This is a genomic window from Paractinoplanes atraurantiacus (assembly GCF_900215205.1).
In the GTDB taxonomy this organism is placed as follows: Bacteria; Actinomycetota; Actinomycetes; order Mycobacteriales; family Micromonosporaceae; genus Actinoplanes; species Actinoplanes atraurantiacus.
In genome coordinates this window covers 159,238-171,965 of sequence record NZ_OBDY01000004.1, presented here as the reverse complement: position 1 = coordinate 171,965, position 12,728 = coordinate 159,238, and the positions used below count along the sequence as shown (strand labels likewise).

The following is a 12,728-nucleotide window of genomic DNA, read 5'->3' as shown; positions in this document are numbered from 1 at the left end:
GGGCCCGGTCGACGACGCGTACGACTAAGAAATGCAGGCGCAGACGATCAGAGCCGCACCGAAATGTGAAGCGGCGCTGACCATGGCGCCGCCGTGGCGCTCGGGGGTGCAGATGACCTCGCCCAGCTTGCCGGGGGTCATCCAGTCGAGGACCAGGAAGGCCAGGCCCATGATGCCGATGCCGATGATGCCGAACAGGACCGTGGAGGCCAGGCCCTGGCCGAAGTCGGAGTAGCTGGTGAAGATCGCCGTGGTGACGATGGCGGCGATGCCCAGCTGGTTGGCCGCCAGCAGCAGCGAGGCGTTGGGGTTGCGCTCCACGAAGATGAGGTCGCGCAGCTTGCCGGGCGTCAGCACGTCGATCAGCACGTAGCCGACCGCCATGAGGCCGATGCCGACGATACCGAACACGATGCTGCGGCCAGCACCTTCTAGCAGGTCTTCGAGCACGGCCTCTCCCAGGTCGGATCTTGTCGGCGACGTCAGGAGAGACCGTACAAGAAGGCGTCTACATAACTACAGCGCGCCCAGGTAACGCTGCCGCTCGTAAGGGGTGACCTCGCGGCGGTACTGCTCCCACTCGGCCCGCTTGTTGCGCAGGAAGAAGTCGTACACGTGCTCGCCGAGGACCTCGGCGATCAGCTCGGACTTCTCCATCACGTCGATGGCCTCGGACAGGTTTTCCGGCAGCGCCTCGTATCCGGCGGCCTTGCGCTCGGCCGGCGACAGCGACCAGACGTCGTCCTCGGCGCCCGGCGGCAGCTCGTAGCCCTCCTCGATGCCTTTGAGACCGGCGCCGAGCATGACGGCGAAGGCCAGGTAGGGGTTGGTGGCCGAGTCGATCGAGCGGACCTCGACGCGGGCCGAGCTGGGCTTGCCGAACGCGGGCACCCGGACCAGGGCCGAGCGGTTGAGGTGGCCCCAGCTGACGAAGGCGGGGGACTCGGTGATCGCGTTGGGCAGCTGGAGCGGGAAGAGCCGCTTGTACGAGTTGACCCACTGGTTGGTGACGGCCGTGTACTCCCGGGCGTGCACCAGCAGGCCGGCGATGAACGAGCGGGCCGTCTTGGACAGCTTCATCGGGTCGTCGGCGTCGTAGAAGGCGTTGCGCTCGCCTTCCATCAGCGACAGGTGGGTGTGCATGCCGCTGCCGGGCTGGTCGGTGTACGGCTTCGGCATGAAGGTCGCGCGCACGCCCTGCGACAGCGCCACCTCCTTGACCACGTGCCGGAACGTCATGATGTTGTCGGCCGTGGTCAGCGCGTCCGCGTACCGCAGGTCGATCTCCTGCTGGCCCGGGGCGACCTCGTGGTGGCTGAACTCGACCGAGATGCCGATGCGCTCCAGGGCGAGCACGGCCTGGCGCCGGAAGTCGCGGGCGATGGCGTGGGTGGTGTGGTCGAAATAGCCGCCGCTGTCGACCGGGATCGGCACCGAGCCGTCGAGCGGGCCGTCCTGCACCAGGAAGAACTCGACCTCGGGGTGGGTGTAGAAGGTGAAGCCCTTCTCGGCCGCCTTGGCCAGGCCGCGGCGCAGCACGTGGCGCGGGTCGGCCCAGGCGGCGCTGCCGTCGGGCAGCAGGATGTCGCAGAACATGCGGGCCGACTCGCCGCTGGCCCCGCCCTCGAACGGGAAGACCTGGAAGGTCGTCGGGTCGGGCATGGCCACCATGTCGGACTCGTAGACCCGGGCGAAGCCCTCGATGGCCGAGCCGTCGATGCCCATGCCCTCCTCGAAGGCGGACTCGAGCTCGGCCGGGGCGACGGACACGCTCTTCAAGGTGCCCAGCACGTCGGTGAACCAGAGCCGGACAAAACGGATGTCGCGCTCCTCGAGAGTGCGAAGCACGAACTCCTGCTGTCGGTCCAACGTTCACTCCTGGTCGGTGGTGGCCTAGCAGGCCAGTCTTCCCTGGTCCGGTTACGCCGACATTACGCTGACCGGCTGCTGTGGGGATGTCCCGGGTCGCGATAGACGTGCGGCGTCTTGGGGAAGAATAAGGGTCATGCCCACGCTGCGGATCGCCCTGGCCCAGGTCAACTCCACGGTCGGTGACATTGCCGGAAATGCCGCGTCTGTCCGGTCGTGGACCCGGGCCGCCGCGGACGCGGGGGCGCAGCTGGTCGCCTTCCCGGAGATGATGCTGACCGGATATCCCATTGAGGACCTGGTCTTCCGGAACTCGTTCGTCTCGGCCTCGCGGGCGGCGGTGGCCTCGCTCGCCGGCGACCTCGCGGCGGACGGCCTGGGAGATATCGCCGTTGTTGTCGGATATGTCGACTCGGACGGGCCGCCGCACACCAGTGCCGACGCAGTTCCCGGGCGCGGGCGGCGCGACGCCTCGGCGCTGCTGCTGGGCGGTGAGATCGTGGCGACCTACTACAAGCACCACCTGCCCAACTACGGCGTCTTCGACGAGGACCGGTATTTCGAGCCGGGGACATCACTGACCGTGGTGCGCCTGGGCGGGGTCGATGTGGCCCTCACCGTCTGTGAGGACATCTGGCAGGCCGGGGGGCCGTTCAAGGCGGCCCGCGAGGCCGGCGTGGGACTCGTCGTCAACATCAACGCGTCGCCGTACGAGCTGAACAAGGACGACGTGCGGCTGCCGCTGGTCAAGCGCCGGGCGGCCGAGGCCGGGGCCACCGTCGCGTACGTGAACATGGTCGGCGGGCAGGACGAGCTCGTTTTCGACGGCGACTCGCTGATCGTGACCGCGGGTGGGGAGTTGCTGGCCCGGGCGCGCCAGTTCACCGAGGAGCTGTTGGTGCACGATTTGTCGCTCCCGGCGGCCGACCCCACGCCGAACATTTCGCCTAAAACGGACGCTACTCCTCCGCCGCACGGCGAACAGCACATCGAAGACGATATGGCGATCGACCGAGTGGGCGCTTTGTCTGATTTGCGCCCGCATCCTGGTGACAAAAGGGACGGCGGCATCGCTGAGCGCGTCGCCGACGAGGAGGAGATCTGGTCGGCCCTCGTTCTCGGACTGCGCGACTACGTCGACAAGAACGGTTTCCGCTCGGTGGCCCTGGGCCTCTCCGGCGGCATCGACTCGGCCGTGGTGGCGGCCATCGCGGTCGACGCGCTGGGCGCCGACCGCGTCACCGGCGTCTCGATGCCGAGCGGCTACTCCTCCGAGCACTCCAAGGACGACGCGGCCGACCTGGCCAAGCGCACCGGCCTCGACTACCGGACCGAGCCGATCCAGCCCATGGTCGACGCGTTCCTGGCCAACATGTCGCTCTCCGGGCTGGCCGTGGAGAACCTCCAGGCCCGCGTCCGCGGCGTCATCCTGATGGCCCTGTCGAACCAGGACGGGCACCTCGTGCTCACCACCGGTAACAAGAGTGAGCTCGCGGTCGGTTACTCCACGCTCTACGGCGACTCGGTCGGCGGCTTCAACCCGCTCAAGGACGTGCCGAAGACGATGGTGTGGAAGCTGGCCCGCTGGCGCAACACGCAGCCGGGCACGCCGCCCATCCCGGACAGCTCGATCACCAAGCCGCCGAGCGCCGAGCTGCGGCCGGACCAGAAGGACTCCGACTCGCTGCCCGACTACGAGCTGCTCGACCCGATCCTGGCCGGCTACGTCGACCACGACATGGGCCGCGACGACCTGATCGCCGCCGGCCACGACCAGGCCCTGGTCGACAAGGTCCTGCGCCTGGTCGACATCGCCGAGTACAAGCGCCGCCAGTCCGCACCCGGCACCAAGATCTCGGGCAAGGCCTTCGGCCGCGACCGCCGGCTGCCTATCACCAACCGGTTTCGCGAAGGGGTGTGATTACCTCCACTGACCCCTGACCACGCGGCGACGCTAGGTGCGACGATTTCTGGGCACCCGGGGACCGCATCACCGCGGCCTCGAGGGAAGGAGTCGGAAATGTCGGAAATTCCTACTTTGTACGGCGGTCCAGCCACCCGGCGTGTCCGCACCCGCGATCTCGCCGCGGCCAAGGCCAGGGGCGACCGCTGGCCCATGCTGACCTCGTACGACCAGTACACGGCCGCGATCTTCGACCAGAACGGCGTACCCGTCCTGCTCGTCGGCGACTCGGCGGCCAACAACGTCTACGGCTACGAGACCACCCTGCCGGTCACCGTCGACGAGCTGCTGCCGCTGGTCCGCGCCGTCGTCCGCGCCACCACGACCGCGCTGATCGTCGCCGACCTGCCCTTCGGCAGCTACGAGGAGGGCCCCACCCAGGCCCTGCGCACCGCCGTCCGCTTCATGAAGGAGGGCGGCGCCCACGCCGTCAAGCTCGAGGGCGGCCGCCGCGTCGCCGCCCAGATCGAGGCCCTGACCGGCGCCGGCATCCCCGTCATGGGCCACGTCGGCTTCACCCCGCAGAGCGAGCACACGCTCGGCGGCTACCGCGTGCAGGGCCGCGACGAATCGGCCGCCCAGGTGGTGGCCGACGCCCGGGCGGTGGCCGACGCCGGCGCTTTCGCCGTCGTGCTCGAGATGGTCCCGGGCGAGGTCGCCAAGACGATCACCAAGGAGCTCGACATCCCGACCGTGGGCATCGGCGCCGGTCCCGACACCGACGCCCAGGTGCTCGTCTGGCAGGACATGGTCGGCCTGCGTACGGGCAAGGCTCCCCGCTTCGTCAAGAAGTACGCCGACATGTCGGGCATCCTGGCCGAGGCCACGCGCCAATACGCGGCCGAGGTCCGGGGCGGCGAGTTCCCCGCGGCCGAACACACTTTCTGATCACGCGTCTGTCCTTCTGGGGCCGGGCCGTTCGTGGCACTAGTGTCCGGCTAGTACTCCAGAGGAGCGACCATGACCGAATACCTGATCACCTTCAACGACGAGTGGGTGCAGGAGCACACTTCCGAACAGCTGAGTGACAAGGGCAAGGCCGCGCGGGCCGTGGTCGACGAGATGCGGGACCAGGGCGTTCTGATCTTCACGAACGGCGGCCTCGACCGGTCCACCGCGCTGTGCGGCGTCGTCGCGGTCGACGGCGAGCCGGTCTTCACCGACGGCCCGTACACCGAGACCAAGGAGCATCTCGGCGGCTTCTGCGTCGTGGACGTCCCCGACGACGAGACGGCCCGCTACTGGGCCGGCCGGCTCGCGGTCGTGCTCGACTGGCCGCAGGAGGTGCACCGGTTCCGGGGCCCCGGGTTCCGCTGGAAGTGAGCGCCGAGCAGGCGATCGTCCGCGCCCACCACGAGGAGTGGGCGCGGGTGGTCGCCGGCCTGGCCCGCCGCTTCGGCGACCTCGACCTGGCCGAGGAGTCGGCGGCCGACGCCTTCGCCGCCGCGGCCGAGCGGTGGCCGCGTGACGGCGTACCCCCGAATCCCGGCGGTTGGCTCACGACCACCGCCACCCGCAAGGCGATCGACTGGCTCCGTCGTGAGTCGCAGCGCGACGCCCGGCACGAGGCGGCCCGGATCATGCACTCACCCCCCGAGCCGGTCGGCCCGATCGAGGACGACCGGCTGCGACTGGTCTTCACCTGTTGCCATCCCGCCCTGGCCATGCAGGCCCGGGTGGCTCTCACCCTGCGCCTGCTCGGCGGCCTGACCGTGGCCGAGATCGCCCGTGCCTTCCTGGTGCCGGAGGCCACGATGGCGAAGCGCCTCACCAGGGCCAAGACGAAGATCAAGGCGGCCCGGATCCCGTACCGGATCCCCTCGGCCACCGACATCCGCGAACGGCTGGCCGGCGTCCTGGCCGTGGTCTACCTGGTCTTCAACGAGGGCTACCTGGCCGGCGACGGCGACGACCCGATCCGCGCCGACCTCACCGACGAGGCGATCCGCCTGGCCCGCCTGCTCCGCGACCTGATCCCGGGCAACGGCGAGGTGACCGGCCTGCTGGCCCTGATGTTGTTCATCGACGCCCGCCGCCCGGCCCGCCTCTCCGCCGCGGGCGAGCTGGTGACCCTCGACGAGCAGGACCGCGACGCCTGGGACCACGCCCTCATCGGCGAGGCCACCGCCCTGATCCGGGAGCGGATCGCGGCAGTCGCCGCCGGCGGCGACCCACCGGGTCGCTACCAGTTGCTGGCCGCGATCAACTCGGTCCACTGCCAGGACACCCACTGGCCCACGATCGTCGCCCCCTACGACTGTCTGGCCCAGCTCGACCCGTCACCGATCGTCCGGCTCAACCGCGCGGTGGCGGTGGCCGAGGTCGACGGCCCGTCCGCCGGCCTGACCGAGATCGACCGCCTCGCCGAGCCGCTGGACGGCTACCACGCCTTCCACGCCGCCCGAGCCGACCTGCTGCGCCGGCTCGGCCGCACCGCGGAGGCCCGCACGGCGTACGACCGGGCCCTCGCCCTCGCCGGCAACCCCGCCGAACGGGCCTACCTCACGCGGCGGCGCGGATGAGCCCGATGTCGCTTCCCCAGCTGTCGATCTCCTCACCGTGGCCGAGGCGCCGAGCCAAGGCCTCGACCTCGGGAAACAAACGCAGCGCGGCCGTGCCGACGCGATCCGGGCGAAGCGCGGTGTTCCACGGCTCGGGCAGCGGAAAGCGCTCCAGCTCCCACGCCAGATATTTGTTGTAGGGCCGAAGCCGCCCGTGCAGGGCGAACACGGTCTCCAACATCCACGGCAGACTCTCCACCTCGTCGAGCCCGGCGGCGTCGGCGAAACCGTCCCGGCGGCTCTTGACGCACCGGTAGAGCTGGTTGATGTAGTTGTCCAGATTGTCCCGGGCGTGCTCCCGCGCCTCCTCCGGGGAGAATGTGGCCTGCCGCGCCACCAGCTCGGCGATGCCCCCGTCGAGGCGATCGAGCAGCACGCGCGCGCCCCGATACGAATACCGGTTCCAGTGCACGGAGGTGTCGGCGAGCGCCTCCACGGTCCCGACCACTTCATCCAGCACGGCGGTTCGCGTGTCATGCCGCCAGGGCCGATCCTGCGCGGCCACCACGACGGTCACGTCATAGTCGGACCGCGCGGTTTCAAGCCCGCGAGCCCGCGACCCGGTGAGAATGACGCCGCGTACGTTGGGATCCGCCCCCACCCGGGCCAGAACCTGACCGAGAATGTCCACCGCCGAGAGGTACCAGATCGTTCCGCCACCCGGCCACGGATTTCAGCCGTCGAGGGCAGACCCCCGCCCCACGAGGATCGGCCGTCGTTGTTCGAGGGCGCCGGTGCCTTTCCCGCTACCGGCACCGCGTTACGCTGCGGAAATGGTGACGCTGAGGACGGAGCGGCTGGTTCTGCGGGAGTGGCGGGATGAGGATCTCGATCCGCTGGCGGCGATGAATGCCGACCCTGAGGTCATGCGCTACATCTTCGATGGGGCGGTGCTCGACCGGGTGCAGAGCGCGGAGCGGCTTCGGCGGATCCGGGCGATGTGGGCGCGGCGCGGGTTCGGGCTTTTCGCGGTTGAGGGGCGGGACGAAGGCGTACTCCTGGGGTGGGCCGGACTTTCCGTTCCTGAGTTTCTGCCCGAGGTCATGCCGGCTGTGGAGATCGGGTGGCGGCTGGCCCGGCCGCACTGGGGGAAGGGCTATGCGACCGAGGCCGCGGCCGAGGCTCTGCGGTTCGGGTTCGAGGAGTGCGGGCTCGAGCGTGTCGTCAGCATCCGGCATGTCGACAATGAACGGTCGGGGCGGGTCATGGCGAAGCTTGGTCTGGTGCACGAGTTCGACACCGTCGTCCCGGGGCACGGGCAGCCCGTCGCCGTCCACGCGCGGGACAGGTAGGGCTGGCACTACCTTCGATCCGCCAGCTCACCGGATCGGCTGGGGGCGGCCCGCTGCCTAGCGTCATTCCCATGACGACGACACAGCTCGAAGCCCCGGTCATGGCCGTCCGCCCGTTTGCGCGGATCGGCGCCGACACCCGTTATGTCCTCACCGGATTTCCGATCGGCATCGCCGCCCTCACCGTCGGCGTGACCGCCTTTTCACTCGGTCTCGGCCTCGCGGTGGTCTGGGTCGGCGTGCCCATTCTCATCGCCGCGCTGGTCGCCGCCCGCGGCTTCGCCGTCCTCGAACGCCGGCGCATCGGCGCGGTTCTGGGTCAAAGGATCCACGACCCGGTTTACCGTACGGGGTCAGCACTGCACCGCCTGGCCGATCCGCAGGCCTGGCGCGACCTGGCCCACGCGATCCTGCGCTTCATCCCGAACACCATCGGCTTCTCGTTCGTGGTGGCCTGGTGGTCCGGCCTGCTCGGCGGCCTCACCTGGTCGGCCTGGGGCTGGGCGCTCCCGGACGGCCCCGACGACCACGGCGTGCCGCACTGGCTGGGGCTCGGCGACTCGTACAGCACCGAGGTCGTCTTCTATCTCGTCACCGCCCTGATCTTCGCCGCCACCCTGCCGCTGGTCGTCCGCGCCGCCGCCCGGCTGGAGGCTCTTTTCGCTCACGCGCTGCTGGCGTCCCGGCCGAACTAAACGGTGGGCTGGGTCACCTGGGGCCCGTGCCGGGGGCCGGACCAGGGAGTTTCCCTGGGTTGGGTCCGGTGGGCGGCGTGTGAACGTGAGGTGCGCGTCCACAGTCGATCTCGCCAGGGAGTCTTCTCATGGTCACCAGCAATCCCCGTCGTCAATTCCTGCAAGCGGCCGGCTCGGCCGCGCTGGCCGCGGGCGTCGCCCCGCTCGTGATGGGCGGCGCCGCCGAGGCCGCGGCCCCGGTCACGACGAGCAGCGGCGGCAAGGCCGGGCACTTCGGGCCGGTACGGCAGATCGACGCCGGCGTTCTCAACGTCGGCTACGTCGAGCTCGGGCCGGTCAAGGGCGCCCCGGTCGTCCTGCTGCACGGCTTCCCGTACGACATCCACAGCTACGCCGACGTGGCCCCGCTGCTCGCCGCCCGCGGCTACCGCGTGATCGTTCCGTACTTCCGCGGGCACGGCAGCACCCGGTTCCGGTCCGCCTCCACGCCGCGCAACGTCGACCAGGCCGCGTTCGCCCTCGACATCCTCGCCCTGCTGGACAAGCTGAAGATCCGGCGGGCCGTCTTCGCCGGGTACGACTGGGGTTCGCGGACCGCCGACATCATCGCCGCCCTGTGGCCGGAGCGGGTCAAGGCGCTCGTCTCGGTGACCGGATATCTGATCACCAATCTGGAGACGAACCTGTCGCCGCTGCCGCCGGCGGCGGAGAACGACTGGTGGTACCAGTACTACTTCGCCACCGAGCGCGGCGTGAAGGGCCTGACCACGTACACCTCGGAACTCGGTCAGTTCATCTGGAAGTTCAACTCGCCGACGTGGAAGTTCTCGCAGGCCGTGTACGACCGCACGGCCGCGGCGTTCAAGAACCCGGACTACGTGCCCATCGTGATCGGCAACTACCGGTGGCGCCTGAGCCTGGCCCCGGCTGAGCCCGAGTACGCCGACATCGAGAAGAAGCTGCAGGTCATGCCTCCGCCGCCGATCTCCGTGCCGACGATCACGATCGACGGCAGGTACGACCCGTTCACGCCGGAGGGCAACGGCAGCTCGTACCGTTCGCACTTCACCGGCAAGTACCGGCACCGCACGTTCGACGTCGGCCACAACGTCCCGCAGGAGGCGCCGCGCGAGTTCGCCCAGGCCGTGGTGGACGCCGACCGGTTGTAGAAAGCCTTGGGCCGCCCGGCGTCCGGTGCCGCCGGGCGGCACAATGTCCCGATGCCCATCGATCTTGAAGTGGACCTGGTGCCGGTCACCGCCGACAACTGGCGTGACTGCGCCGAGTTGACCGTGAGCGCCGGCCAGCAGCGCTTCGTCAACGCGGTGACGTACTACCTTTGCCTCTGCCATTACGGCGAGCTGTGGAACCCGCTGGCCATCACCCGCGACGGCACCGTCGTGGGCTTCGCCATGTGGGCGATCGACGACGACCGCAGCGCCTGGATCGGCGGCCTGGTCGTCGGCGAGCAGCACCAGCGCCAGGGCATCGGCCACGCCGCCGTGCGCAAGCTCCGCGAGCGCCTGATCGCCGAACCGGGCACCCCGAACGTGGCCCTGAGCTACGCCGCCGACAACACCGGCGCCCGGCACCTCTACCGCACCCTCGGCTTCCACGAGACCGGCGAGACCGAGGACACCGAGCTCGTCGCCCGCTGGACCCCCTGACGATGAAGCCTCTCCGGCCGCACGACCCGCGCACGCTGGGCGAGTACGAGCTGCTCGGCCTGCTCGGCGAGGGCGGCATGGGCGCCGTCTACCTGGCCCAGAGCCGGGGGAAGACCGTCGCCGTCAAAATCATCCGGGCCGAGTTCGCGGCCCAGCCCGAGTTCCGCGGGCGCTTCCGCAGCGAGGTCAACCGGGCCCGGCAGGTTCCTCCGTTCTGCACGGCCGCGGTGCTCGACGCCGACCCGGAGCACGAGACGCCCTACCTGGTCGTCGAGTACATCGACGGGCCCGACCTGGCCGACCGCGTCGCCGGCGACGGCCCGCTCACCGGCGGCGCGCTCTACAGCGTGGCGGTCGGGGTGGCCACCGCCCTCGTCGCCATCCACGGCGCCGGCGTCATCCACCGTGACCTCAAGCCCCGCAACGTCCTTCTCGCGCCCGGATTTCCGAAAGTGATCGACTTCGGCATCGCGCGGGCGCTCGAGTCGACGAGCGAGCACACCCGTACCGATCAAGTGGTGGGCACGATCTCGTACATGGCGCCGGAACGGCTGGACGGCGGCGCCGTCACGCCCGCGGTCGACGTGTTCGCCTGGGGCGTGCTGGTGGCCTACGCCGCCACCGGGCGTACGCCGTTCGCCGCGGACACGCCGACCGCCACCGCGGTCCGCATCATGACGGCCGAGCCGGACCTGGCCGGGCTTCCGGACGATCTCCGTGCGGTGGTCGGGCGGGCGCTGGCCAAGGACCCGGCCGACCGTCCGTCCGCCCAGGACGTGCTCGACGCTCTGCTCACCGGCCGCCCCGGGTTCACCCCACCGCTGCTTCCGCCGCGCCGCCGGGCCCCGCACCGGAGGAAGGTCGCCGGCGCGGTGGCCGCGGCGGCCGTGGTCGCGGCGGGCGCTCTGGTGGTGGCGCTGAACACGGGCGACGACAGCGGAGCCACCACCATCACGTCGGCGTCGGCGCCGGCGTCGGCGAGCACGCCGGCCGAGGTGCGCATCGTCGACACCCTCACCAGAGCCGGGCAGTGGCGCGACAAGCGGACCGGCGACTACAGCTGCGAGCTCGGCCCGGACGGGCTGGCCGTCGTCAGCGGAACCACCGACGACGGTGTCACCTGTCCCGGACCGGCCACCGTGTTCGCCGGCGACCAGTCGATCAAGGTGCACTACGACGAGCTGAGCGACGACGCCTGCGCGCTCGTCGGATTTCGGCACACCGGCCGGGCCCGATACGAGCTGACCGCCTGCGCCGACGAGATCGCCGTCGCCGCCTACCACCCGTCCGGCGACGTGAACACGATCAGCAGCGCGCCGCTGAAGGGCGACTACGCCGCACGCCACCAGCTCGTCATCGACATCGTCGGCGAGATCGCCACGGTGCGGCTGGACGGCGAGAAGCTCCTCACCGCCGTCCTGGACGATCCGGCGCTGGCCGAGGGCGCGACGACGCTCGGCCTGGCCCAGCTGGCGGACGGGGACGAGGGCTTTGTGCGCTTCTCGAACATCGACATCAGGGCTTAGGGCGTACGGCCGAAGTCGTTGATGGCGGTGGAGTGCGTCCGGCGTACCTCCGGAAGGTCTTCGATGATCGCGGCCGCCACCATGATCACGACGACGGCGGCGAGCTGGGCGACCGCGATCCGGTGGCCCAGGGGCACGGCGGCCAGGACGACCGCGGCCGCGGCCAGACGGTGGTGGACGCCGCGCAGGCGCAGCAGGGCCAGGAACGCGGCGTGGCCCACGAGGTAGAGCGCCACGCCGCCGCTCAGCGCCAGGGCCGAGCCCCACGGCAGGCCGTCGAAGGCGTGGCCGACCGTCTTCTTGACGCCGACGGCCGTGACCACGATGCCGAGCAGCATCGGGTAGTGGGCGAAACCCCACCCGTGTAAGGCGAGGCGCGCCCGCTTCAGCGGATCGGCCGTCGCGGCCAGCACGTGCTCGGCCCGCGTGTCGTCGCCCGCGAAGTAGAACCACCACAGGTAGTACGCGACGCACAGGCCCAGCACCGCCACCACGACCTCGTCCCACCCCAGGTGGACGCCGTCGAAGCCGAGGCCGATGGACAGGATCGACTCGCCGATGGCCACGATCACGACCAGGCCGTGCCGCTCGACGAAGTGGCCCTCGGCGATCGTCAGGCCCCGCAGCCGGCGCAGATATCCGGTGGCGATCTGGAGCAGCGGCGCCGCGATCCACAGCACGTGCCGCCACGGCTCCGGTGCCAGGCCGCCGGCCAGCACCAGCAGGGCCGAGCCGATGTTCAGCGGGGCCAGGAAGCGCAGCGCCGGTATCGCGCCCGGGCCGGCGGTCAGAAACAGCGCCGAATGCACCAGGTTGACCACCAGGTAGGCCACGCCGAACAGCCAGCCGTACTCGCCGAACGCCTCGGGGATGGCCAGCGCCATCACCAGGAAGCCGGCCATGCCGGTCAGCAGCAGGGTGCGCCGGGTCGTGCTGCTGGGCGCGACCGCGTTCGTCAGCCAGGCGTAACCGGAGTACATCCACCAGACCACGAACAGGATCAGCATCATGTCGCCGAGCGTGGCCAGGCTCAGATGCTCGGCCAGGGTCTCGGAGAGCTGGATGACGGTGAACACGAAGACGAGGTCGAAGAAGAGCTCCAGCGTCGAGACTCGTACACGCGGCGGCGCTGTCATGGGTGAACACGTTAGCCTC

At 70.2% G+C, this 12,728-nt stretch carries 13 protein-coding genes; 9 read left to right on the top strand and 4 right to left on the bottom strand.

Annotated features, from left to right (window positions below):
* Positions 1 to 24: 24 nt before the first annotated feature.
* Positions 25 to 450: a DUF350 domain-containing protein gene (locus CRP55_RS12660; RefSeq protein WP_097320059.1), complete on the bottom strand. Its 426-nt coding sequence runs from the start codon at positions 448 to 450 to the stop codon at positions 25 to 27.
* A 66-nt stretch (positions 451 to 516) separates the two neighbouring features.
* Entirely contained in the window at positions 517 to 1,869 is a 1,353-nt protein-coding gene (locus CRP55_RS12655; protein ID WP_097320058.1) for a glutamine synthetase family protein, read from the bottom strand.
* A 136-nt stretch (positions 1,870 to 2,005) separates the two neighbouring features.
* On the opposite strand from CRP55_RS12655, the gene CRP55_RS12650 reads away from it, so the two are divergent.
* From CRP55_RS12650 to CRP55_RS12635, 4 genes are all read left to right on the top strand, one after another.
* A complete protein-coding gene (locus CRP55_RS12650; RefSeq protein ID WP_097320057.1) occupies positions 2,006 to 3,790 on the top strand; it encodes an NAD+ synthase in 1,785 nt (594 codons plus the stop codon).
* 99 nt (positions 3,791 to 3,889) lie between these two features.
* The gene (panB, locus tag CRP55_RS12645; protein ID WP_097320056.1) at positions 3,890 to 4,720 is read left to right on the top strand and encodes a 3-methyl-2-oxobutanoate hydroxymethyltransferase; all 831 of its coding nucleotides are present in this window, start codon (positions 3,890 to 3,892) and stop codon (positions 4,718 to 4,720) included.
* A 72-nt stretch (positions 4,721 to 4,792) separates the two neighbouring features.
* Positions 4,793 to 5,155, top strand: coding sequence for a YciI family protein (locus CRP55_RS12640; protein ID WP_097320055.1), 363 nt, complete (start codon positions 4,793 to 4,795; stop codon positions 5,153 to 5,155).
* Positions 5,152 to 6,354: an RNA polymerase sigma factor gene (locus CRP55_RS12635; protein ID WP_218854378.1), complete on the top strand. Its 1,203-nt coding sequence runs from the start codon at positions 5,152 to 5,154 to the stop codon at positions 6,352 to 6,354. Before CRP55_RS12640 ends, CRP55_RS12635 begins: the two co-directional genes overlap by 4 nt.
* Here the strand turns inward: CRP55_RS12635 and CRP55_RS12630 are convergent.
* On the bottom strand, positions 6,335 to 7,024 hold the full coding sequence (locus CRP55_RS12630) for a nucleotidyltransferase domain-containing protein (protein ID WP_097320054.1): 690 nt from the start codon (positions 7,022 to 7,024) through the stop codon (positions 6,335 to 6,337). The two genes, CRP55_RS12635 and CRP55_RS12630, sit on opposite strands and share 20 nt — an antisense overlap.
* A gap of 142 nt (positions 7,025 to 7,166) precedes the next feature.
* On the opposite strand from CRP55_RS12630, the gene CRP55_RS12625 reads away from it, so the two are divergent.
* The 5 genes from CRP55_RS12625 (at position 7,167) to CRP55_RS52940 (ending at position 11,573) form a co-directional block, all read left to right on the top strand.
* Complete coding sequence (locus tag CRP55_RS12625) at positions 7,167 to 7,685, top strand: GNAT family N-acetyltransferase (protein WP_097320053.1); 519 nt, start codon at positions 7,167 to 7,169, stop codon at positions 7,683 to 7,685.
* 71 nt (positions 7,686 to 7,756) lie between these two features.
* Positions 7,757 to 8,380: a sensor domain-containing protein gene (locus CRP55_RS12620; protein ID WP_097320052.1), complete on the top strand. Its 624-nt coding sequence runs from the start codon at positions 7,757 to 7,759 to the stop codon at positions 8,378 to 8,380.
* 128 nt (positions 8,381 to 8,508) lie between these two features.
* Positions 8,509 to 9,549, top strand: a complete 1,041-nt coding sequence (locus CRP55_RS12615; RefSeq protein ID WP_097320051.1) for an alpha/beta fold hydrolase — start codon at positions 8,509 to 8,511, stop codon at positions 9,547 to 9,549.
* 51 nt (positions 9,550 to 9,600) lie between these two features.
* A complete protein-coding gene (locus tag CRP55_RS12610; protein WP_097320050.1) occupies positions 9,601 to 10,047 on the top strand; it encodes a GNAT family N-acetyltransferase in 447 nt (148 codons plus the stop codon).
* A gap of 2 nt (positions 10,048 to 10,049) precedes the next feature.
* On the top strand, positions 10,050 to 11,573 hold the full coding sequence (locus tag CRP55_RS52940) for a serine/threonine-protein kinase (protein ID WP_097320049.1): 1,524 nt from the start codon (positions 10,050 to 10,052) through the stop codon (positions 11,571 to 11,573).
* Here the strand turns inward: CRP55_RS52940 and CRP55_RS12600 are convergent.
* On the bottom strand, positions 11,570 to 12,709 hold the full coding sequence (locus CRP55_RS12600) for a low temperature requirement protein A (RefSeq protein ID WP_097320048.1): 1,140 nt from the start codon (positions 12,707 to 12,709) through the stop codon (positions 11,570 to 11,572). The two genes, CRP55_RS52940 and CRP55_RS12600, sit on opposite strands and share 4 nt — an antisense overlap.
* Between the last annotated feature and the right edge of the window lie 19 nt (positions 12,710 to 12,728).

Bases quoted from the DNA above. Each gene is read 5' to 3' on its own strand.
- CRP55_RS12615 (WP_097320051.1), top strand. From the start codon at position 8,509: ATGGTCACCAGCAATCCCCGTCGTCAATTCCTGCAAGCGGCCGGCTCG.
- CRP55_RS12625 (WP_097320053.1), top strand. From the start codon at position 7,167: ATGGTGACGCTGAGGACGGAGCGGCTGGTTCTGCGGGAGTGGCGGGAT.
- CRP55_RS12620 (WP_097320052.1), top strand. From the start codon at position 7,757: ATGACGACGACACAGCTCGAAGCCCCGGTCATGGCCGTCCGCCCGTTT.
- CRP55_RS12600 (WP_097320048.1), bottom strand. From the start codon at position 12,709: ATGACAGCGCCGCCGCGTGTACGAGTCTCGACGCTGGAGCTCTTCTTC.
- CRP55_RS12640 (WP_097320055.1), top strand. From the start codon at position 4,793: ATGACCGAATACCTGATCACCTTCAACGACGAGTGGGTGCAGGAGCAC.
- panB (WP_097320056.1), top strand. From the start codon at position 3,890: ATGTCGGAAATTCCTACTTTGTACGGCGGTCCAGCCACCCGGCGTGTC.
- CRP55_RS12610 (WP_097320050.1), top strand. From the start codon at position 9,601: ATGCCCATCGATCTTGAAGTGGACCTGGTGCCGGTCACCGCCGACAAC.
- CRP55_RS52940 (WP_097320049.1), top strand. From the start codon at position 10,050: ATGAAGCCTCTCCGGCCGCACGACCCGCGCACGCTGGGCGAGTACGAG.
- CRP55_RS12650 (WP_097320057.1), top strand. From the start codon at position 2,006: ATGCCCACGCTGCGGATCGCCCTGGCCCAGGTCAACTCCACGGTCGGT.